General features: G+C 36.8%; 15 protein-coding genes and 1 pseudogene. 10 read left to right on the top strand and 6 right to left on the bottom strand.

Annotation, left to right across the window (positions count from 1 at the left end):
- The first annotated feature begins 76 nt into the window (after positions 1 to 76).
- The 7 genes and pseudogenes from ACM03V_RS17050 to ACM03V_RS17080 all read left to right on the top strand — a co-directional run bounded on the left by ACM03V_RS17050 (position 77) and on the right by ACM03V_RS17080 (position 8737).
- Entirely contained in the window at positions 77 to 1333 is a 1257-nt protein-coding gene (locus tag ACM03V_RS17050; RefSeq protein ID WP_414621988.1) for a glycosyltransferase, read from the top strand.
- A 250-nt stretch (positions 1334 to 1583) separates the two neighbouring features.
- Positions 1584 to 2852: a glycosyltransferase family 4 protein gene (locus ACM03V_RS17055; RefSeq protein WP_414621989.1), complete on the top strand. Its 1269-nt coding sequence runs from the start codon at positions 1584 to 1586 to the stop codon at positions 2850 to 2852.
- Between the two features lie 423 nt (positions 2853 to 3275).
- A complete protein-coding gene (locus ACM03V_RS17060; RefSeq protein WP_414621990.1) occupies positions 3276 to 4427 on the top strand; it encodes an alanine--glyoxylate aminotransferase family protein in 1152 nt (383 codons plus the stop codon).
- Between the two features lie 246 nt (positions 4428 to 4673).
- On the top strand, positions 4674 to 5018 hold the full coding sequence (locus tag ACM03V_RS17065; protein ID WP_414621991.1) for a DUF760 domain-containing protein: 345 nt from the start codon (positions 4674 to 4676) through the stop codon (positions 5016 to 5018).
- A gap of 324 nt (positions 5019 to 5342) precedes the next feature.
- Positions 5343 to 6044 carry a hypothetical protein gene (locus ACM03V_RS17070; RefSeq protein ID WP_414621992.1) on the top strand — a complete coding sequence of 234 codons (702 nt, stop codon included), beginning with the start codon at positions 5343 to 5345 and terminating at the stop codon, positions 6042 to 6044.
- 617 nt (positions 6045 to 6661) lie between these two features.
- Positions 6662 to 6897: pseudogene (locus tag ACM03V_RS17075) on the top strand (ARMT1-like domain-containing protein); the annotation flags it as partial.
- Positions 6898 to 7375: 478 nt separating this feature from the next.
- On the top strand, positions 7376 to 8737 hold the full coding sequence (locus ACM03V_RS17080; protein ID WP_414621993.1) for an NAD(P)/FAD-dependent oxidoreductase: 1362 nt from the start codon (positions 7376 to 7378) through the stop codon (positions 8735 to 8737).
- A gap of 114 nt (positions 8738 to 8851) precedes the next feature.
- Here ACM03V_RS17080 and ACM03V_RS17085 read toward each other — a convergent pair whose 3' ends face one another.
- Together ACM03V_RS17085 and ACM03V_RS17090 are read right to left on the bottom strand one after the other, a co-directional pair.
- The gene (locus ACM03V_RS17085) at positions 8852 to 9979 is read right to left on the bottom strand and encodes an ATP-binding protein (protein WP_414621994.1); all 1128 of its coding nucleotides are present in this window, start codon (positions 9977 to 9979) and stop codon (positions 8852 to 8854) included.
- A 7-nt stretch (positions 9980 to 9986) separates the two neighbouring features.
- Positions 9987 to 12569, bottom strand: coding sequence for a histidine kinase dimerization/phosphoacceptor domain -containing protein (locus ACM03V_RS17090; protein WP_414621995.1), 2583 nt, complete (start codon positions 12567 to 12569; stop codon positions 9987 to 9989).
- Between the two features lie 617 nt (positions 12570 to 13186).
- Between ACM03V_RS17090 and ACM03V_RS17095 the strand changes: the two genes are divergently transcribed.
- Together ACM03V_RS17095 and ACM03V_RS17100 are read left to right on the top strand one after the other, a co-directional pair.
- Positions 13187 to 14473 (top strand): FAD-binding oxidoreductase, encoded by a 1287-nt coding sequence (locus ACM03V_RS17095; RefSeq protein ID WP_414621996.1) that lies wholly within the window; start codon positions 13187 to 13189, stop codon positions 14471 to 14473.
- Between the two features lie 121 nt (positions 14474 to 14594).
- Entirely contained in the window at positions 14595 to 15950 is a 1356-nt protein-coding gene (locus ACM03V_RS17100; RefSeq protein WP_414622043.1) for a (Fe-S)-binding protein, read from the top strand.
- Between the two features lie 133 nt (positions 15951 to 16083).
- On the opposite strand, the gene ACM03V_RS17105 is transcribed toward ACM03V_RS17100, so the two are convergent.
- Positions 16084 to 19533: a HEAT repeat domain-containing protein gene (locus tag ACM03V_RS17105; protein WP_414621997.1), complete on the bottom strand. Its 3450-nt coding sequence runs from the start codon at positions 19531 to 19533 to the stop codon at positions 16084 to 16086.
- Positions 19534 to 20131: 598 nt separating this feature from the next.
- Here ACM03V_RS17105 and ACM03V_RS17110 point away from each other — a divergent pair.
- Positions 20132 to 21451, top strand: coding sequence for a cation:proton antiporter (locus ACM03V_RS17110; protein WP_414621998.1), 1320 nt, complete (start codon positions 20132 to 20134; stop codon positions 21449 to 21451).
- Here ACM03V_RS17110 and ACM03V_RS17115 read toward each other — a convergent pair.
- The 3 genes from ACM03V_RS17115 to ACM03V_RS17125 form a co-directional block, all read right to left on the bottom strand.
- Positions 21432 to 21932: a response regulator gene (locus ACM03V_RS17115; protein ID WP_414621999.1), complete on the bottom strand. Its 501-nt coding sequence runs from the start codon at positions 21930 to 21932 to the stop codon at positions 21432 to 21434. The two genes, ACM03V_RS17110 and ACM03V_RS17115, sit on opposite strands and share 20 nt — an antisense overlap.
- Positions 21933 to 22313: 381 nt before the next feature.
- Positions 22314 to 22670, bottom strand: coding sequence for a hypothetical protein (locus ACM03V_RS17120; protein ID WP_414622000.1), 357 nt, complete (start codon positions 22668 to 22670; stop codon positions 22314 to 22316).
- Between the two features lie 171 nt (positions 22671 to 22841).
- Positions 22842 to 23933 (bottom strand): saccharopine dehydrogenase family protein, encoded by a 1092-nt coding sequence (locus ACM03V_RS17125; protein ID WP_414622001.1) that lies wholly within the window; start codon positions 23931 to 23933, stop codon positions 22842 to 22844.
- Between the last annotated feature and the right edge of the window lie 4 nt (positions 23934 to 23937).

The following is a 23937-nucleotide window of genomic DNA, read 5'->3' on the forward strand; positions in this document are numbered from 1 at the left end:
TGAATTAAATCTAAAATATGAAATCTAAAATGCAAAATCTTGTTAGCTTTTCTCAATTGTGTAAAGGTTTGTATAAATGAAATTTTGGGCGATCGCACTGCTGCAAACTTTGCTAGGTTGGCTGGTAATTCAGATAACTTTAACGCTTATCTTTGTTTATTATCTGCGTTCAAATAGCATCGAGTTACTCTCTGACAACCAACTTCCTAAGACAGCAGTTATTCTATGCTTGCGAGGGGCAGATCCTTTTCTCTCCAACTGTTTAAAAGCTTTATTAGAGCAAGACTACCCTCAATACGATTTAAAAATTATTGTTGATAGTCAGGAAGATCCAGCATGGCAAGTAGCTCGCGATACTGTTGCTGAGTGTAATGCTACCAACGTTCAAATCAGTCCTTTAAAGATAGCTAGTACCGTCTGTAGTTTGAAATGTAGTTCCTTAATACAAGCTGTCTCTGAATTAGATAGTTCTTACAAGGTAGTTGCTTTAGTAGATGCAGATGCTGTAGTTCATCCTACTTGGTTGCGCGAATTAGTTACACCTCTAATGCATCCAAAAGTAGGAGCAACTACAGGCAACCGCTGGTATCTATCACAAGGCACTTACTGGGGAACTTTAATCAGATATATATGGAATATCTCGGCAGTGATACAAATGTATTTGTACGGTATCTGTTGGGGAGGAACTTTAGCGATTAAAACACAAGTGATTCACGAAACCGGAATGCTTGAAAGATGGGCAAGGGGTTTAAGCGAAGATACGATGCTTAAAGGCATCCTCGCCAAACACGATTTAAAAGTAAAATTTGTGCCTTCTTTGTTAATACTTAATCGCGAAGAATGTACTTTAGGAAACTTAATGAATTGGATGAAACGCCAATTATTAATTTCTCGACTATATCATTCTCAATGGTGGATGGTAGTTATGGAAGCGGTGTTTTCCACACTGTTACCAAATTTGATATTTGTGCTATTTTTGGTGAATATATTATTAGCTAAATGGGATGTTTCGCTAATTCTATTTACTTGCTATAGCCTATACATATTCTGTTTAGTTTTGATAACAACTGTTTTAGAAATAGAAGTCAGAAAAGTAATAAGCTATCGATGGTTGATGCCAAACATCTCATTTGGAACATTAATCAAAAAGCTGATAGAAATTCCTTTAACGCATTGGTTCTATGGATACGCTTTAATGTCATCAATGTGGATATCAAAAGTCTATTGGCGTAAGATAGTCTACCGGATCAAAAGTCCCTTTAATATTCAGTTAACCAAATATCATCCCTATCAATCAGATAACCAACCAGTCGATAATCAAGTTTCTCTTTAGGGAAATGGTGATAAGGGAGTAGGGAATGGGGAGTAGGCAGTAGAGGTAAAGATTTGAGACTTATTTACTTATACTTATCTAAAATCCAAAATTCCCTACTTAAAAAATCATTCTGTAACTAACTATAGGATTACGGGAGCAGAATTTGAAGAAGTCTTAGTAAATTTTCTGTTCCCCATTCCCTGTTCCCCGTTCCCTATTTCCTAATCTCTACATTCAGAAATCAAAACGGATTCCTATATATTTAATCATGTTAAAACAACCTCTTCGTGTTGCGATCGCCACTGGATTATATGCCCCATTTTTGACAGGAGTTTCTGTTGCAGTACATCAGCGAGTAAAATGGTTTTTGCAGCAAGGGCATGAAGTATTTCTGATTCATCCCCAAATTAACAATCGGTATCCTCCTAATGTTGGTAAACGTCCGATGGCTGGATTAGATGAACTACAGCAGTTTCCAAATTTTAGTTCATTTGCATTTCCGACACAGCCATTAATATTTTATAAATCTCTTCCTCAACCATTAAGCTATCGACATTGGAACGATACTAAATTATTAGAAAATTTTAATCCCGATGTTGTATTAGTAGAAGAAGCAGCGCAAATGAGGGGGCTGTATTCGCTTTTTTTACAAGGTTATGGTCGTCCTGTTGCAGTTGAATATGCTAAAAAGACCGGCACTCCAACAATCTCTTTATTTCATACCGATATCGTTGCCTATATCCAATATTATTTAGGCAATCAATTATTCAATTTGATTCGTCCTATTATTCCCAACTTAATTAAACAATTTAGCGAGTCTTACAGCCTCAGTCTATTTTCTTCAAAAGAACAACTCGCTAAATATTTAGAAATGAAATGTCAGCACAGCGAATATTTTCCCTACCAAGGAGTTAATTGCGATAAATTCAACCCCGAAAACATTAATTATAATCCTATTCCTAACGACAATAGACCAACTTTATTATTCGTAGGACGCATTACAGCCGAAAAAAATGTCAATCAATTATTAGATATATATCCGATAGTTGCTAAGAAAATTAAAGACGTTCACTTAGTAATTATTGGTAGCGGCCCCATAGAAGAACAAATTAAACAACGCGCTCAAGAATTTGGTTCTGGTGTAACAGTTTGGGGTGAATCTCATGGAGAAGAACTTTTAGGATGGTTTGCTCGTGCAGAGGTATTTGTTAATCCTTCCATCACCGAAAACTTCTGCACCACAAACAACGAAGCTTTAGCTTCTGGTACTCCCGTAGTTGCTGCGGTTGCACCTTCCACAGCAGAACAAGTTACACCAGGTAGCAACGGCTTTTTAGCAGAACCAAATAATCCAGAAGATTTTGCCGATAAAATCATTCAAATTCTCGAAAACCCTGAATTAAAACAGCAAATGAGTGCAAATGCTCGCCCTTCAATTTTAGAATTTGATTGGTCAGCTTGTATGGAAAAATTTGAGTTGAAGCTTTATCAAGTTGTTGCAGAATCGCAGAATAAATTGACGGGTGTTGGTTTGTAATTAAACGTTTTTCGTTATGCCATATTAGCCCTCACCCTCGAAGGGTGGGGCTACAATTACGAAGCCCACCTGCGTGGGCTAAAAAGAGTTTCACAAAAAGCCCCCCTTAAAAAAGGGGGGTTGGGGGGATCTTAACGTGTGGAATCCTAATTTATAAGCTACGACATAATATAAAAAGTATCTAATTTAGTTTGTAGGTTGGGTTAGGCGCACTCCGGAATAATTGTTTGTAATTAGAAATGAATGTCGCGCCGTAACCCAACATCTTTTTGAGCAAAATTCTACTAGTTAAACCTATTCATTTTTAGAATTTACGTAACTAGCATATTGCAATTTTAGCCCCATTCTTTTAGAGTGCGGGCGATTAAGTTTAAAATATATACCTATAATCCCGCACTTCTTAAACCAGTAGCATCTACCATCATGACGCAAACACTTTCTACAAAAAACGCGAATAAGCTACAGCTATCACCCTTAAATATACCTAAGCGTTTGCTTCTCGGTCCCGGCCCTTCAAACATTCATCCCGACATACTCAAAGCGATGAATACTCCTCCCGTCGGGCATCTCGATCCGGCTTTTTTAACGCTTATGGATGAGATTCAATCGCTGTTACGCTATGTATGGCAAACGGAAAACCAACTCACAATAGCAGTTAGCGGTACGGGAAGCGCGGCAATGGAAGCCACAATTGCCAATTCTGTAGAACCCGGTGATGTAGTATTAGTTGGTGTCGTCGGATACTTCGGAAACCGTTTAGTTGATATGGCAGGACGTTACGGTGCAGACGTGCGAACCATTACCAAACCTTGGGGACAGGTATTTTCGTTAGATGAATTGCAAAGCGCGATCGCAACTCATCGTCCCACAATAGTAGCGTTGGTTCATGCAGAAACTTCTACCGGGGCACGTCAACCGTTAGAAGGAGTCAGCGAACTATGTCGCGAACATGGTAGTTTGCTGCTGGTGGATTCAGTCACAAGCATGGGTGGTGTACCTTTGTATTTAGATGAATGGGGAGTCGATTTAGCTTATAGCTGTAGTCAAAAAGGCTTGGGTTGTCCTCCCGGAGCTTCACCGTTTACCATGAGTCCCCGTGCAGTAGAAAAATTGCAAAAGCGTCAAACCAAGGTTGCAAACTGGTACTTGGACATGAACCTGTTAAGCAAATATTGGGGTAAAGAACGCACATATCATCATACAGCCCCGATCAATTTATATTATGCTTTGCGGGAATCCCTACGTTTAATTGCAGAAGAAGGGGTAGAAAATAGTTGGGAAAGGCATCAAAAAAATGCAGAATATTTATGGCAAGGTTTAGAAGATTTAGGAATGACTTTGCACGTTGAGAAACAGTACAGACTACCAACCCTGACAACTGTTCGTATTCCCGAAGGCATTGATGGTAAAACAGTTGCAAGAGAAATGCTACTAGAAGACAACCTTGAAGTTGGAGGTGGGCTTGGCGAATTAGGTGGCAAAGTTTGGCGCATCGGATTAATGGGTTACAACAGCCGCAAAGAAAATGTAGACAGACTTTTGGAAGTATTGAAGAAGAAAATTAAAAAAGTTTAAAGGTTAGAGGTTAAAGGTCAAAGGTTAGGAGTTAAGAGTTAGGATAGAGACGTAGCACTGCTACGTCTTTTAGGAGTTAGGAGTTAGGAATTCTCCCCATCTCCTTGTCCCCCCATCTCCCCATCCCTTTCCCACGCGAGTAGAAGAAACCCCCACATTTAGGTACGGTTTAACTGACTGCCTCTGGATTAAATAACTGTTACATTTGTTTATGTAAGTTGAAACAAACCTCACAAATAAAATACCGTGAATAATATAGACCAGCGCAATCCAGAATTTTTTGATAATCAAACAACAGGTGGTAATTCCTTGTTGTATTACATTAAAACAATGAGTCCTGAAACGATTTCTCAACTTTCTCGACCTGGTTCTTCCGAAGTTTCAGAAGCAATTGAACGTACCATCGTAGCTATGTTAGGTGGTTTGCCTTCTGATGATTTTAACGTAATGATTAGTACTAATCGTGAAAACTTAGGAAAACTTTTAGCTTCTGCGATGCTTAATGGTTATCTATTGCGTAATGCCGAACAGCGTATGGCATTTGAAAATTCTTTACAATCGTTAGAAGCCAGTTCCCCAGATAATGATTGAAACAATTAATCTACTCGATAAATTAAGCCCTAGTCCCCCGACTGGGGTTTTTTATTGTATTTTAGTTAAAGGGGAACGGGGAATTGGGCATTGGGCATTGGGCATTGGGCATTGTAAGCCAATTGCTTATTACCTATCCTGAATAATCATTTTATAAATCAAAACATATACCTAAAATAAAATAAAGTAAAGAATATTGTAATCTTAAGGAAATGCTCTTGATATTGAAGTAATAAGAATTAGGCATTATTTACTAATGTTAAATATTTTCGCAATTACCAATTACCAATTCCCAATGCCCAATTCCCTACTCCCTGTTCCCTCATGATCTACAAACGACTTTTACTGATATTTAGCTTGATGTTAAGTGGTATTGGTATTGCTACATTTTTCGTTTGGCAACAAGCGATGCAGTTACCTTCCTGGTATGTTCAATCCTCATCAAAGGAAAATGTAATTTCTTCCACTAAGCAAGTTAAGAAATCAATAAATCCTGAAGATGTATTGCGTAAAGTTTCAGATAATTTGACAGCCACAACTATAGGAGAAGTAGAACTTGATGCAGAAGAAGTCAATTCCTTGATTACTTCTTCGATTGGAAAAAGAGGAAATACTAAACAATTAGCGACTGCTATTAAAGGTACAAATACTAAAATTGAAAACGGTAAAATATCTGTAGGTGCCGTTGTTGAAACTGCATCTATTCCCGTACAAGAATTATCTGCACGAAAAGAAACCAAAATTATTCAATTATTACAACGTTTACCGGGCAAACAGAAACAAGTTTATATTGGAATTGAAGGAAAACCCAGCATTCGCAACCAGAAATTTAGCTTTGATGACGCTACTCGCGTTTCTCTAGGTTATGTTAGCTTTCCGATTGCTGAAGTTTCGCAAAATATAGGTATCCCCCAAGATAGTATTAATCAACTTCTTTCCCAAGAACTTAAAAAGCTGCCAATTAAACTTGAAAGTATAAATATTCAAGATGAGCGTCTTGTAATTCGTGGATCTAGGAATCAGTGAGCAGTGAGCAGTTAGCAGTTATCAGTTATCAGTTATTATTTTTTCCAGGGTAATTTAGTTCCCATTTCTGTTAGCGCTGAGAATATGAGATAGATAATTAATAGAGATACGCTGAGAATAAAAATAATTACTTCTTTGTCCATTTATTTGTTAATTCGTTTATTCATCCACTTATTTTAAAGGTTATTTGATCGCTTTTATGCTCAGGTTTCATGAAAAAGTTGATAAAGCCGACTTCTTGCAGCATACTTAACAACCGTCTTGACATAAATTCCCCCACGATTATACAAATTGAGGACTTACGCAGCAATAACGGAAGTATCGTGTTCCACACATTTTAGATCCCCCTAACCCCCCTTAAAAAAAGGGGGGCGCTATTAAGTCCTAAAATTATTTAAAATTCACATCTTGCTCCATTATCGCTAGGCACAAATATCCGCCTTGTAAGCCGGAGGCTTTCTCGCAGAGAAATCAAAATCATCGGCTAATATACAAAGTACGTTAAAACGCACTCTATACCTTGCCCAGTCTGATTTATCAGACTTTATATTTGAGCCTGGGAATTTATTCCAAGGCGATTGTTGAGAAAGATCCATTCCGGTAAATTAAAATGAACTGCAAATTATCGACGGTTGTGAGGCGATCGACATTGGAATTTCAGCAGTAATTTTACAGATATAGTTTGTTATTTACCCGTACCAATGTTAGCGCTGCGTACTTTGAAATCTGAAGTAGCAGCAGGTATTCCATCATCGATAATCAATCAAGTTGCTCCCATCCGATTCTGACTGACTGGTTGACGAATGGAAGTTGGGGAGTAATTCAGTTAGCAGTTACCAGTTACCAGTTGTAGTGGGAGCATCTATTTTTTATTTGAATTCCCCGGAATGCACCTCTAATTCAACACCGCCTTGGAATAAATTCCCAGGCTTATAAACAAAGTCGTCTTAAGACGACTGGGCATTGTAAGAAGTGCTTTTTAACTCAAATCTTGCACATCCAACCTAAAAAGACGATTTAATTATCCGGATAGCTTGACATAAATTGTCTTTTATCCATCCACAATAATAAGCATATTTACATAGAAAATTGTTTAAAACAAATCTTCTATAAATATTAGAAAATCCTCACGATACTAATATTGATAGGTACTTTGCGAGTAAAATATTTATGAATAAAACTTTAAAATTACTATAAACCGCTCCAGATATGTATTATTAAAGACCTTTAATAAAAATAAGATGTAAATACCAAACCGAAGGCTCTGTTAAAAATGGTAAAAATTTGTTAAGAATGGTGACAGGACTGTTAACGGGAGTAACCTTCATATTATGGATAATAAAACTGGGACTAAACCACCACATCACGTAGTTATCGTTGGTGGGGGTTTTGGAGGATTGTATACAGCAAAAGCACTAAATAGCAAAGATATAAACGTAACTTTAATAGATAAAAGAAATTTCCACTTGTTTCAACCGCTTCTGTATCAGGTAGCTACTGGTACTTTATCACCCGCTGATATTTCATCACCATTGCGATCGGTGCTTAAAAAAAGCAAAAATACCAAAGTGCTGTTAGGGGAAGTTAGCGACATCGATCCAGAGCAGCAAAATGTGGTGATGAGGGGTGAAGAAATCCCTTATGACAGCTTAATTATTGCTACAGGTGCCAAGCATTCGTATTTTGGGAAGGATGAGTGGGAACAATTCGCACCTGGTTTAAAAACTGTAGAAGATGCGATTGAAATGCGTCGCCGTATATTTATGGCATTTGAGGCAGCAGAGCAAGAAAAAGATGAAGAAAAACGTCGTGCTTTGTTGACCTTTGTGGTGGTTGGTGGTGGCCCGACTGGTGTAGAATTAGCTGGTGCGATCGCCGAGTTAGCTTACGGTATTCTCAAGGAAGATTTTCGCAACATCGATACTCACGAAACGCAGGTATTGCTTTTGGAAGGTATGGATCGAATTTTACCACCTTTTGCACCAGAATTATCTGCAAAAGCTCAAAAATCTTTGGAAGATTTGGGTGTTACTGTAGTCACAAAAACTTTGGTAACGGATATCGAAGGAGATATAGTTACCGTTAAGCAAGGTGACGAAATCAATAAGTTTGGAGCCAACACGGTATTATGGGCAGCAGGTGTAAAAGCTTCACCTTTGGGTAAAACAATAGCAGAAAAAACTGGTGCAGAATGCGATCGAGCCGGAAGAGTAATCGTCGAACCAGATTTAAGTTTAAAGGGATATCCAAATATACGTGTAATTGGCGATTTAGCACATTTCGCTCACCAAACGGGCAAACCATTACCCGGTGTTGCACCAGTTGCAATGCAGGAAGCGCAGTATGTAGCAAAGTCTATTAAACAACAGATAAAAGGCAATTCTTTACCGGCATTTAACTACGTTGATTATGGTAGTTTAGCGGTAATCGGACAACATTCTGCTGTTGTAGATTTAGGCTTTATGAAACTTACAGGTTTCATAGCTTGGCTATTTTGGTCATTAATTCACATTCATTATTTAGTTGAATTTGATAATAAACTTGTAGTGATGATTCAGTGGATTTGGAACTATTTCACCCGCAATCGTGGAGCAAGATTAATTACAACAACAGACTTACCAGCACCCGTTGAAGTTAATAGCAAGATAGATTATTATCCGCCAGTTAATGATAAAAAAGCTGTTAAAGTTTAGGGAATTGGGAATAGGGCATGGGGAATAGTTAAGAGTTAGGAGTTAGGAGTTAATAGTAATATTTATCCCATCTCTCCTTTTCCCCTTGTCTCCCCCTCTACCCCTTCTTCCCCATCACTCCAACGGTATCGTCACAATAAAAGTAGTTCCCACACCTTCTTTACTAATTAAACTAATTTCTCCTTGATGCAATTCTACATATTGTTTGACAATTGATAATCCTAAACCATGCCCTGGTATTTGCCCGACATTGCTAGCTCTTTGAAAAGAAGCAAATAAATTATCTTGTTCTATATCGGGAATACCGATACCTTTATCTTGAATGCGGAAAATAGCTTCTCCTTGTAAGCAGAATAAATCAAACCGTATTTCTCCACCTTGGGGTGAATATTTAATTGCATTAGATAGCAAGTTAGTAAAAATGTGTCGGAGTAGCTTTTCGTCTAAACGAGGTAAACTAATATCCGCAGGTGCGCTATTTTCTTCCTGTTGAATGCAGCATCCTTGAATTTTGAAAATAATTTGATGTTTTTCTGTTGCTATCAGCTTGATTTCTGCTACTAAATCCTGACAAAATTTTTCTAATTCTAAAGGTGCGGGATTAAATTGAGTTTTATGAACTTCTGCTTTACCAACTAACAATACATCACTCAATAATTGATTGAGATTTTTAACAGCGTTTTGTATATGATATAAATATTCGTCTTTTTTATTATCCGTTATTTCCTGGCTGTGATTTGCGAGTAATTCAGTCGAATTTAAAATTGTACTTAATGGATTGCGAAATTCATGACTTACCATTGAAACGAAACGAGATTTTAATTCTCTCATCTCTTTCTCTTTTTGCAATTCATCTCGCATCACAGTTTCTTTTTGATGCTTGCTCAAAGCTATCTCAATGGTAGTAATTAACTGAGTTTCTTCAAAAGGTTTGAGTACGTAACCAAAAGGTTGGGTTAGCTGGGCTTTTTTTATAGTACTTTCATCGGAATGAGCGGTGAGAAAAATTACCGGAATATTAAAAGTATTCATAATTATTTCGGCAGCTTCGATTCCATTCATCTCACCTTTAAGCATCATATCCATTAAAACTAAATCTGGTTGCAATTCTTCGACTTGGGTAATTGCTTTTTCCCCATAAGCGATAACAGCGGGGACGATATAACCCGAAGTTTCCAAACAATATTTTATGTCGCAAGCAATAATTCTTTCGTCTTCTACAACTAATATTTTGTCTTTCATTTTTATATTATGTATTACTGTTATCGGTAAATGTAATTCTAAATGAAGTACCAATTTTGGAACTATATACTATTGTCCCCTCTAATTGCTCGACTAAATTCCAGACTAGTTCTAAACCGAGGGATTGTTTTTTTAATGAATCAATATTTTCTCGTACTCCCACACCATTATCGCTAACTGATAATGAGTATTTACCAGTTTGCGAAGTTATAAATTCTACATATATTTCTCCTTCCTCACTATTTTTAAAAGCGTGCTTCATTGAATTGGAAATAAGCTCGTTGATAATTAAACCACAAGTAATTGCCGTATCAATTTTCAAAATTAGTTTTTCTATATTAGTATTTAGCTTAATACTTGTAATGTTATAACAGCTAATCAAATTATTTGTTAGCTTACGAATATACTCAGAAAATTCTATTTTTTCTACATTGTTAGTTTGATATAAATTTTCGTGAATCAAAGCCATTGCTCGGACGCGATTCTGACTATCCTTAAAAAATTCTAATGCTTGTTTATCTTTGATATATCCAGACTGTAACCGTAACAAACTAGAAATTATCTGTAAGTTATTTTTAACGCGATGATGAATTTCTTTGAGCAATACTTCTTTCTCTTTTAAAGAAGATTTTAATTTATTTTCTACCTGCTTGCGAACTGTAATGTCGGTACTTGAGCCAGCCATAAAAGCCGGTAAACCATCTTCATCGCGAATTACAGTACCGCGAGTTAAAAACGCATAAGCATCTCTATTTTTGTGCAGCATTCGGTGTTCTATTTCGTATTTAGGGATTAACTCTTCTAAATAGGCATTAATTTCAGCTTTTACTAAACCCACATCCTCAGAATGCACAAATCGCAACCAGTTGCTAAAATGATTGGCTATTTCTTCATCTTTGTAGCCAAGCATTGCTTTCAAATTAGAATCTATATAAACTTCATTGGTTTGAATATTCCATTCCCAAACTCCCACTTTTCCCGCACTTATAGCTCGTGCGTATCTTTCTTCACTTACCCTTAAAGCTTGCTCTACTCGCTTGCGTCCTAGAACATTTCCTAATATTTCTGCTACTATTTTAAGTAAGAAAATGCTATTTTCCGTCCACATAGTAGTACTTAAAGATTCAAAACCTAAGAAACCGATTAAATTTCCACTACAAGCGATTGGTAAAATAATCAGAGATTTTATATCTTGAGTTTTAAAAACTTGTTTTTCAACTATTTTTTGTAAAAGTAAATTCTGTATATCCTGTAACTGTAAAATTTCACCACAGTGAAGCTTTTCTATAAGCAAAGTCAAATCTTCAACGTAGATATCTTTTAACTCGTTGATACGAAATGGAATTCCCGAAGCACACCATTCATGGGTGCTATTAAACTTTTGTGAATCTTCCGTTAATAAAAATACATAACTGCGATCGACACCTGCAAATTCACCAATAGTTTGTAGTGCTTTATTGATACCGTTATCTATTTGATTTGCAGCAAGATTAATAAAATCAGCCGATATATTAGTAATTAGCTTTTCAAAATCGACTCGAAAACGAAGTTCTTTTTCAATACGCTCTCTTTCGATAATTTCTTGTCGCAAGCGCGAGTTTGTGTTTATTAATTCATAAGTACGTTCTTCTACTCTAATTTCTAATTCATCTTTAGCTTTTTGTGACTCTATTTCAGCTTTTTTCCGTTCGCTTATATCGCGGATAATAACGACAATGTGGTGTCCGATTATGCTTATTAATCTGGCTTCAAAGGCTTTTTCTCCTGCTGGTACCGCTAAAGAATATTCGATTGCAACTGGAGAATTAGTTTCTAGTACTTGGGAAATAGCTTCTTGAAATTGACAAGCAACTGATGGTGGTACAACTTCTTCTAATTGCTTACCTAAAAATTTTTCAGGTGGTAAATATAAATCGGAAAATTCTTTTGCGTGACAGCTAAGGATAGTGCCGTCACTTTTCAAGCGAAAATACATATCAGGAAAAGCTTGAAATAACTCTTGCAACTCGCTGGTTGTCTGTAATAGCTGTGCTTCTGTTGCCAGACTGTCGCATATTTTATGCTGCAATAGCTTATTAGTGTCTTTTAAATTATCGAACTCGATTTTTAAAGTTTTGTATTTTTGTATTTCTAATTCTATCTGGGTTGCTAAATTTTTCTGTTTCTGTGTTTCTGTTTGTAATTTTATTAAAGTATTTGAAAGCTCTGCCTGCAATTTTTGAGCAATGATTACTGGAGTAACTATTTCTGTTAATTCTCCCGAACTATTAACAACTGGTAAAAACACGATATTATTTTCATGCATTAAAGATAATGCCTGCTGACAATCGTAATTAAGCTGTAAAGTAATCGCTGGTTGCATTAATTCAGCCACTTTTAGATGTTCTAAGTTACTACCAGAAGTAATCAAATAAACTAAATTTAAAAGTTTAAATCTACCTAAAAGTTGTGAATCTTCGACAATAAATAATTCTTGATTTTCTATATCTTTTTCTTTAAGTTGTTTTATGAAACCGATAATTTCCGTCAAAAGAGTTTCAGGAGAAACTGTCAGATTAAAGTATTTAATAGCATCTGCGACTAAAAGCATAGCGAGAATTTCTGAAAGCTACATCAATGGTGTAGCAAATAATTTTGATATTACACATTCTGATATTTTGTATGCAAAAACTATATAAAAGTAGGCTTTATAATCAAAGCATTTTACATATTTTAAAGCATCATGTTTTGATAAAAAATGCCTTAATGAATATCTAAAGCAAAATTTTACCTCGGATTCGACGAGATAGTGAGATAATATAAATTGCTATGTAGGTATTGATAATTTAGTAATTTAAAACTTAAAATGCTGGCTAAGCAGTACTATTTGCATCGGCATAATCATATTGGCTGAAATGCCGTTTAATCCTGAATTCAAAATTATTTTGAAGATTTTTTTCAAAAATGATTAACATTGCTACCCGGATAAAAATATACTCTCTCCAATTGCTAGCTTAAGTTATAAATAAGGCTATAGCATCGTGGTTACTACTTACATATTTAAGATTTTGCTATAAGTACTGAACAATTTAGATGAAGAACAAATCGAGAGATCCTGAATGCTTTTTCAACTACCTCTCGGCAGTAGCTAAAAAATATTTATGGCATTTTAGCTGTATAAAACAGTAAATTGGTATTAGCCAATCAAAAAATATACCGGGGAAACCGATGTCTAGCGAACAGGGTACGCTTGCCGTCTACCATTCTAGTCTTGCATCTATCGTTGGAGAAGAAAATCTTATTTATGATTTCGACAACACGCAGATAAAAAAAGCCATATCGCCGGAAAATCTCCCCGGTTGCATTGTATATCCCCAAACTCAAGAGCAACTCGCTGAAGTGATTGCAGAAGCTTACCGCAATAAGTGGCGCGTTTTACCTTGTGGTAGCGGTAGTAAACTCAAGTGGGGTAGTTTAACTAAAGTCGATATCGTTGTTAGTACGCAGCGTCTCAACAAAATTATTAACCATGCTGTAGGTGACTTAACTCTTACTGTAGAAGCAGGAGTGAAATTCGCCGATATTCAAACAGCTTTAGCAAAACACAATCAAATACTTGCACTTAATCCAACAACACCCGATTTAGCAACCATTGGCGGTATCATCGCTACTGGCGATACGGGTTCTTTGCGGCAGCGTTATGGTAGCGTCCGCGACCAACTGTTAGGCGTTACCTTCGTCCGTGCTGACGGTCAAATCGCTCGCGCTGGAGGGAAAGTAGTCAAAAATGTTGCTGGATACGACTTAATGAAATTATTTACCGGCTCCTACGGTACTTTAAGTATCATCACCGAAGCCACATTTCGGCTATATCCCATGCAGTCAGCTTCGGGAACCGCAATTTTAACGGGTAGCAAAGAAGCCATATCCCAAGCCGCAGAAACCATTCGTGGTTCCGCTTTAACACCCACTCAAGCCGATTTACTATCCTCTCAACTAGTATCAAGCATGGGAATCGGTAAAGGATTGGGATTAATTCTTCGCTTCGAGAGTATCCCCGAAAGTGTCAAGGAACAATTAAACCAAGTTTTGCAAGTAGGAGAAAAATTAGGATTAACTGGCGTATTATATTCCGACACAGAAGAACAAAACTTATGGCATAGATTACCAGAAAAAATACATTTACCTGAATCTGGATCGGAAATTACTTGCAAAATAGGAGTATTACCAAATGCTGCGGTGGAAATTTTAGATCGAGCCGATTTAGGTTCGATTAACATCTCTAGCGGCTTGGGAATATTGCGATTTGAAGATGAAATAATGGTGCTAGAAATGCGAGAATTATGTCAACAATACAGTGGTTTTCTAACTGTATTATCAGCGCCAATAGAAGTTAAACAAAAAATAGATGTTTGGGGTTATAGCGGTAATGCATTGGAATTAATGCGAGGAATTAAAAAACAATTTGATAGTGAAAATATTCTCAGCCCAGGGAGATTTGTGGGAGGGATTTAGGGAGATGGGGAGAGGGGGAGATGGGGAGATGGGGAGAATTTATAACTCTTAATTCCTAACTATGCCCAATGCCCAATTACCAATTACCAATTACCAATTACCAATTACCAATTACCAATTAATCATGCTTTCAGAAAATAACGAAAATAATATTGCTTCTTTGAAAAATATAAATGGTTTTGATGAGAATCATCCGCCGGAACCAAAGTTAATTGATAGCTGCGTTCATTGCGGATTTTGTCTTTCTACTTGTCCGAGTTACAGGGTTATCGGTAAGGAAATGGATTCCCCACGGGGAAGAATCTATTTGATGGATGCTATTAATGAAGGGGAAATTCCTTTAAATCAGGCGACTGCCGAACATTTTGATAGTTGTTTGGGCTGTTTGGCTTGCGTAACTACTTGTCCTTCCGGTGTGGAATACGACAAGTTAATTAGCGCCACTCGTTACCAAGTTGCTCGTAATTATCCCCGCAGTTTACCGGATAAATTATTTCGACAATTAATTTTTTCGCTGTTTCCTTATCCCCAAAGATTGCGTTTTCTATTAGTGCCACTATTTATTTATCAAAAGTTGGGATTACCAAAGTTAATTCGTGCTACTGGTTTACTCGAAAAGATATCTCCTCGTTTAGCAGCGATGGAATCGATTCTTCCAGAAGTTACTGGGAAATCCTTTCGAGATAATTATCCTACCGTAATTCCGGCGCAGGGTGAAAAACGTTACCGCGTCGGAGTAATATTAGGATGCGTACAGCGGTTATTTTTCTCACCCGTAAATGAAGCTACCGTGCGAGTTTTAACCGCGAATGGTTGCGAGGTGGTAATCCCTAAATCTCAAGGCTGCTGTGCCGCACTTCCGGAACATCAGGGGCAAGCCTCACAAGCGCAAGCTTTGGCAAGACAGATGATTGATAGTTTCGCAGATATGGATGTAGATTATGTAATTATCAATGCAGCGGGTTGCGGTCATACTTTGAAAGAATACGGTCATATTTTAGAAAATGACCCCGAATATAAGGAAAAAGCCAAAGAATTTGCCAATAAAGTTAAAGATTCACAAGAATTTTTAGCAATGGTGGGTTTAACAGCCAAATTATCGCCTTTGACAGAAGAACCGCTGACAATGGTTTATCAAGATGCGTGTCATTTATTGCACGGACAAAAAATCAGCGTTCAACCCCGTCAATTATTAAAGCAGATTCCCAACATTAAATTGCGCGAACCTTTGGATGCAGCTTTATGTTGCGGTAGTGCTGGAGTTTACAATATGCTGCAACCCGAAGTTGCTGAGGAATTGGGAGAGCAAAAAGCCAGGAATTTGGTAAATACGGGTGCGGAGTTGATTGCTTCGCCAAATCCTGGATGTAGCTTGCAGATTAGCAAGCATTTGGAGAAGCAGGGTAAGGAAATGAAAGTTATGCATCCGATGGAGTTGTTGGATTGTGCGATTCGGGGGGTGAAAATTAATTTGTAATTTGTGAATAATTTGAATTTTACCTGGCGATTATAAATCGCAGCTACACAGGCAAAGCCCACCTTCGTGGGCTGGTTATAGATGCATATTTGATGTAGAGACGTAGCAGTGCTACGTCTCCCAGTCGTTTAGGTTATCGTAAATAGTCCAACAAAGGTAAGAAATTATACACTGATACCATGTCCCACAGCACATCAATAGCATTACCAATATTTTCAGTATCTTGATTCTGTATCAACCATTCTTCAATTAAAGGTGTAACTTTATTAGATTTCTTACCCAATTCAACTAAAGCTTGAGCAGCACTACTACGCACATCGCTATCATCATCAAGGAGTTTGACAAGGGTGTTAACAATCCTATCAGAATCCCTACCTAATTTAACTAAAGCTTGAGCAGCATCACTACGTACATAGCTATCATCATCATCAAAGAGTTTGACAAGGGCGTTAACAACCGTATCTGAATTCTTATCCAACTTACCTAAAGCTTGAGCAGCATTACTACGTACATAGCTATCATCATCATCAAGGAGTTTGATAAGGGCGTTAATAACCCTATCGGAATCCTTACCCAACTTACCTAAAGCTCTAGTAGCACTACTACGTACATAGCTATCATCATCATCAAGGAGTTTGACAAGGGCGTTAACAACCGTATCAGAATCTTTGCCCAACTCAACTAAAGCTTGAGCAGCAATAATACATACATAGCTATCATCATCAAGGAGTTTGACAAGGGCGTTAATAACCCTATCGGAATCCTTATCCAACTTACCTAAAGCTTGAGCAGCATTACTACGCATATCGCTATCATCATCAAGGAGTTTGATAAGGGCGTTAACAACCTTGTCGGAATTCTTGCCCAACTCACCTAAAGCTTGAACAGCACTCAAACGCACATTGCTATGATCGTCATCAAGGAGTTTAACTAGTGCGTTAACAACCTTATCGGAATCCTTACCCAATTTAACTAAAGCTTCAGCAGCGTTACTACGCACAAAGTCATCATCATCATCAAGAAGTTTAATAAGGGTGTTAACAACCCTATCGGAATCCTTATCCAACTTACCTAAAGCTTCAGCAGCATTACTACGCACATAGCTATCATCATCATCAAGGAGTTTGACAAGGGCGTTAATAACCCTATCGGAATCCTTACCCAACCTACCTAAAGCTTGAGCAGCACTGCTACTTACAATCCATCTATCATTAAGGAGTTTGACAAGGGCATTAACAACCCTATCGGAATCCTTGCCTAACTTACCTAAAGCTCTAACAGCACTCAAACGCACAAAGTCATCATCATCATCAAGAAGTTCTATAAGAATAGTAATTGCTTCCTCTCTTTCTCCCAATTGTGCGCGATAATATTGTAACCTAACCTTATTGATTTGATTAGCTTCAGTTTTTAATAACTCTAAGGCTTGTTTTTCAAAAGCAGTTTCATTAAAACAACAAAATATCTCAGATAATTGGGTTCTAATTTTCCTGCCAATTTTTCCTTCTTCACTCGCCTCTAAATCAACCAAACCCCGCAAAATATCTTCCCCTAACTTCTCATCAGCTATACTTAATCCCTTAACATCTTCAGCTAAACAATCAGCAGCAAAAAATAAATCCCGATGTAACCATTGTTCGTACTTGCTGCCATGATTCAAAATCTTCCTAATAGCTTTTGCTGCTTTCTTCGGTTTCTGCTGAGATACCAATAATAACAACACTTCTCGCCAGTGCTGCTCGTGAAGATGTTCGCAAATATGGTCTAAAATTATCTCAAATTCCCCTTCATTATCTGCTTGATAGTTAATCTGCTCGGCACAAAGATATTCCTGAAAGGTTTTATGAACAAAAGCGTAACAGTTATGCCCTTGCTCGTTGAGTAAACCTGTACGCTCTTGAATTAAATCTATAAAACGTTTCGCTTCTTCTTCAGCTTTATAAAGTACAATTCCTTTCATTAATTTAATTTCCTGTTTTAGTTTATCAAGTAACTCATCGCAGTCTATTAAGGTTCCACCTTCTTTATCTCCCGTATTTCCTTGGGTATGAATCCAGTAAGCAAGAATTTCCATCAACCGTCGTAAATCATCTAATTCCAGATATTTCAACTTCTCATGAGTAGTAAGTTCTTTATTTGCATCCCAGGAAGTTAGTAAGGTTTCTACTGCTTTGTCATAAAGTTTATGTCTCTCCTTGGGTAATACAGCTTGATAGCGATGAATTAAAGCAATGATGGTTAACAATAAAGGATTTCGCGCTAACAGTTTGATGCGTTGATTATTATTTAGCGCTTTTCGTAGACTTTCCTTACGTCTTTCTGCTTCGGCTTTATCTTGAAAACGGCTATCGTACCAGCGGTTAACAAATTCTTCTACTTTTTCATCGTCAAACGCTAATAGTTCGTAGTGAGCAAATTCTTCGGTACGAAAAAAATCGCGCTTGTAAGCAGCCGGACGTGATGTAATAATAGCGATATTGTGCTGAAATTGTCCGAGGAAGTTTTCAATTCTTTGTACTACTTTATAACGCTTGCTTTCTTCCGCAACTTCATCCAATCCATCAAGTAAAATTAATGCCCTTCCATCTTCCAACCAATACTCAAAAAAACCTTCAGGTAAGCTTTTTACGGACATTGTTTGTTCAGCAAATTGCTTTGCATAATCAAGAATGCTAATTTCACCCAGTCTCGATAAATCTCGCATTCTAATTATTATTGGTAGGTAATCTACATTTGGATTTAAACCTAATTTTTTAACTTGATTTTGAGCTAGGATTACAGCAAAATAGCTTAATAACGTGGTTTTACCGGAACCAGGCGCACCCAATAAAACGAATTTGTTAGAGTCGCTTTGAGTTAAAAGCTTTGAAGCGATAAATTGATTACCAGAACGATTAATTAAAGCGCGTTGACGCTGTTCTAAAAATAACTCTTGCTGGCGTTTACCAAGCGAGATATCAGAAACTACATCCTTCCACTCAGCTTGATTTATAATTCCAGAATCTTGTCTTTTAATATCTTCCTCTACATCCGGCATCACAAAAATCTGTGCCAGCTTCTCGGATTTATCAACTTCTTGTCCGGTTACTAAGATACCAGCAAACTTTACATCATCAAACCAGTTTTCTAACTGTTCTAAATAGTCTTGTTTTGCTACTTTAAATTTTATATATGTATTTGTATTTTCAAAATAAGTGCTGACAAAAACTTTCATCCAAGACTTGGTACAAGATTCGTTAATCTTCTGCATCTCGGTATGATTTTGAGCTTCTTGAATAAAAGCTTCAGTTAAAAAATCTATATTAATATTGCCTTCGTTTTTTAAAGGTTTTTGTAATTCTTCAATTGCTTTTTCTGTAAAAAACTTATTTAAAAATCTTCCAGTTCCTTTAAATCCGTCAGTTTGACAGCGATAGAATAACCTCTCTTCCTGTTCGCAAGCTGTTTTTACCGAGATTTTAAGAGCTTTTTCTAAATCACTATGATTTAATTTGCTACCAATACCAGAAAGAACTTTTTCACAAACTTTCTCTGTCCCAAATTCTAATATTTTACCAGCAATCATTACTGTTATAGGTTCCATTTAATGAATTGAAATACTAGTCAGTAATTATACTAATATTTTTTTACTGGTATAAACAATTTGTCAAAATTAAAGATTTTGTTGTTACATCCAGCCACAAGGCAGAGCCTTCAGCATCTGCATTCCTTGCCGGAGACAAGGAACGAGAAACAACGAAATAATTTCAGCCTGCGGAGGCAGGCTTTGCTTTTGTAGCCCCAGACTTATAGTCTGAGGGCAATCTGAGGGCTTTTTTTTACACAACTCAAACCCCCACCTTAACTTTCACATCCCTTTTCCGTTTCACCATCAACCACTTACCCCCGGAAGGCGCTAAAGTACCGCCGCGAATTTTTCCATTAATTGTAAAGGTTTAAAAACCCACTCAATTAATTGGGCAAATCTGGGAGTTTTTGGTCTTTTTACCTGTATCATTGCTGCTACTAAAAAAATGTATATCTTATTAGACTAACGATTTTTAACTACTTTTGGTTGGATTTAATTTTTTCAATTGGTACAGAAAGCTGTTTTATTAAGTCTACCTGGGGGGGATACAGAATTATTTGTGCTGCTTTTAAACTAGCAGAATTATGTCGTTATAGGAAAAGTAAAAAAGTATATGAATAATATTTATATTATGAATCTACTTGTTCTTGATGATATTTATATTCTGAATCTACTTGTTGTAGGTTTACTCTTACTGTTTGTGACTTTGGGTTCGGGTGTAATTGCGCGATCGCCTTTTTCATATGCTATTATTTATCTGATAGTAGGAATTACGATTGGACCTTATGGTTTTGGTTTAGTTGAATTGCGTCGCGAGGGTATATTTAATACTGAATTGCTCAAAAGGTTAACGGAATTTGTCGTAATTGTTTCTGTATTTGGTTGCGGTTTAAAAATTTCTCGTCCTTTAAAGTTAAGAGCTTGGGATATTACCATCAGGCTAATAGGAATTTTGATGCCGATTTCTATTTTTGCCATCGCTGCTGTCGGCAAGTTTTTTCTAGGTATGGATTGGGGTGGAGCAATTTTATTAGGAGCAATTTTAGCACCAACTGACCCCGTATTAGCCTCTGCTATTCAATTAAAAGATGCAAGGGATAATGATGAGTTGCGTTTTGGTTTAACTAGTGAAGGCGGATTGAATGATGCGTTAGCTTTCCCCTTCGTTTATTTTGGTCTTTATGCAATCAAAGATGACAATTGGGATAACTGGATTAAAGATTGGGTGGGAGTTGATTTAATTTGGGCAATTGGCTCTGGAATTATTATGGGGTTTGTGGTTGCCAAAGCTATTGTCTGGCTCGATAAAAAAATTAAAGAACGTCATCCTGTTGATAATTTGATGGAAAATTTTATTGCCCTTAGTGCAATTTTTCTCAGCTATGCTCTAACGGAAGTTGTCAACGGCTATGGCTTTTTAGCTGTATTTGTAACTGGTTTAACTATGCAGAAAAGTCATTATGACCCTGAAAAGCCATTAGCACAATTAGAATTTATCGAACAAATTGAAAAGCTTCTCGAAATAGGAACAATTTTATTGTTAGGAACAATATTGTTATATCAACCAATGGTAAATTTTGCGCCTCAGTCAATTACAGTGATATTATTAATGTTCTTCTTAATTAGACCTTTAGGAGTTTTTATTAGTACAATCGGTAAACGTACTATAAAAAACCCAGAGAATAACAAAGTTTATCCTCAAAAACGCTGGTTATTCGGCTGGTTTGGTATTCGTGGAGTAGGTTCTTTATACTATCTTGCCTATGCTCTTGGTAGCGGTTTGAAAGGAGAATTAGGCGAACAAATTGCCTGGATAACTTACACTACTGTTGTTGTTTCAACTCTTTTACATGGAGTTACCGCCACACCGTTGATGAATTGGTATAACAAAAATATTGGAAGTAATATTGAAACTAACGCTTTACCGGATTAATAAATGACGTAGTTGGTAAAAACAGAAGTTGCTTAATTGCAGTTTCCAGATATTCTATTTGAAAAGGTTTTTCAATATATCCATTACAACCTGCCATCAAAGCTTCATCTCGAAACATATCGCTAGGTAAACTCGTAAGGGCAATAACAGGAACAAAATTCTTGTTATTGCGTAAATATTTAGCAACATTAATACCGTCTATTTCGGGTAACATCACTTCTAACAATACCAGCGCAGGTTGGTATTTTTCGATCATTTTTAAAGCACTTTCACCATCTTTAGCAGTAATCGCAGAAAAGCCCAACAGCTGAACTATTTGCTGGGTTAACAGCAAGTTATCAGCATCATTATCAACAATTAAAACAACCGAATTTTCAGAAAACAAAGATAAACGCTTTTTCAAATAACTACTAAGGTTTGTCGAAAATAACCTCGAAATGCAGTTTGTATGCTTATGTTGAACAGAACCAGAATAAACCATAAGACACCCAGACAGTAATTTAATAGTATCAATGAGGCAAGTACAATGCTAGCTAGGACGACGCGCCCATACATAAAGGTGAGGTTCGCTTAACGCATTGGCTCTACTTCAATTTAACTGGTTACTACTATCCAATTCAACTGTGGAAAAAATGCAGTAAGCAGATATCTTTAATTTATCTCTCTTAAGAGAGATAATTTTTATCACTCTTTTTGATAATATTACTTTTTTTTTAAATGCGTAAGTGTATAAACCGTAATATTAGTTTTTTTTACATAAAGATTACTTTTTTATAATTATAAATTATTATAGGTAATGAATGATGGTGTGTCTAGTCATTCATTACCTATAAGCGATATTGTTCGCGAATTAAAATAAGTACTATTTTCCGGTCACATTGTCAACTAATTCTTCAGCTTTCTCTACTAAAGCTGGTTTAAGCTCATCCCTATAAACCTTGGTATTTTTTTCGTAAGCTTTTTCAGGATCTTCTGATTCCTCTATTGCTTCTTCATAAGATTCTTGTTTCATTTCTTCTTTACGTCCAACACCTTCGCTAAAAGTATAAGCCCGGTCAATTTTTTCTTGGGGAGTTAGTTTTGTACTTTCTGAAGCTGGATAAGCATAACTAGGTTGTTGTGCAAAAATAAACAATGTCGATGCAGCTATTAAAAGCATTAAGCTTAAAACAAAACTGCGACGTAAGATTTGTTTAAAAGATGATACAAAGCTTTGCATATATGTTTCTCCGATTTTGAACTTTTGTCTTAATAGTATTTAGTCAGAAACAAGTTTTTAAGTTTTAACATTTTGTTAAAACTAAATCTAACTAAAAAGTATCCTACGTTTCTTAATGAACAAGTTCCTTCTATCGGAAGATGCATAAACAAAGAAACTTAAGAATGATTTCTATAACCATTGCTTATTAATATCAATTCCTCTACTTTGCATAGCTTCTTCAAATAAATCGGTTGATAAAGCTTCTTCTACGGTGTAAACTCCGGGTTTATTTAATTTACCTTCGAGTAACAATTGAGCTATGCTACCCGTACCATAACCAGAAGCTACTGCAGTGTTTTCATGGGCTAAAGTCGAACAATAAACCGCTGTTTTCCCGTCTTTTATTCCCGTAACTTCCGAGCGAATTGCTACACCGATTCCACTCAAGCGATCGGTAACATCAGTCATTTTATGACTAACTTGAGCTAGAAATTCTACACCACCGGGATTTTGAATCCAAGATTTAGGAAATACATTTGCCGCTATCCAGGTTAAATGATTGTAAAAATCGGGAACCGAACCGAATTTCGTAATTACACTTTTAACTGTAGGAAAAGCTTTAGGTAAAGTAAATGTTTCCGGCATATCGAACCAGTAAACCCCGTTTTTTCCGTAGGGTTGAGGAAAAGTAACAGCTTCTCTTTGCGTGTAGGGTTTCACCGTTTCCCACTTACCATTTATCAATGCTTCAAAGGGATTTTGCAAACCTAAAAATGTAGTTCGCATTACCGTTACCCCAGCCCCACCTGAACTCGCTACAACATAACTTAAATGTATTTCTTGTGCTTGATCAAATTGTTCGACGCACTGACGCACCATACTATTAGAAATACCGGGAAAAATACCCGTGTTAATTACTGCCGTCACACCTTTTTCAACAGCTTGTTCGTGAAGCGTTAATACTTTACTAGTATAGGAGCGATGGTCGCTAACATCTAAATAGTTAACACCTTGTTCAATGCAGATTTGTAAAACGGTAGTATCTCGGTAGTGAAAAGGGCCAGCACAATGAACCACAATATCGGAATTAGCAATAGCTTCGCGCAATTTTCCAGTTTCCGCTAAATCTAAAGCAAGGTATTGTTTAGACGTATCATGTCCCTTTTTTACAGCCGTGCGTCCGGTAACAGTGATTTCCGCTTGCGTATGCTTAGCAATATCTCGGGCAACACTACTACCGATGCGTCCTCTTCCACCTAAAATTAAAACCCGTTGTGTCATGTTC

This window comes from Calothrix sp. CCY 0018 (assembly GCF_963920925.1).
Taxonomy (GTDB): Bacteria; Cyanobacteriota; Cyanobacteriia; order Cyanobacteriales; family Nostocaceae; genus Rivularia.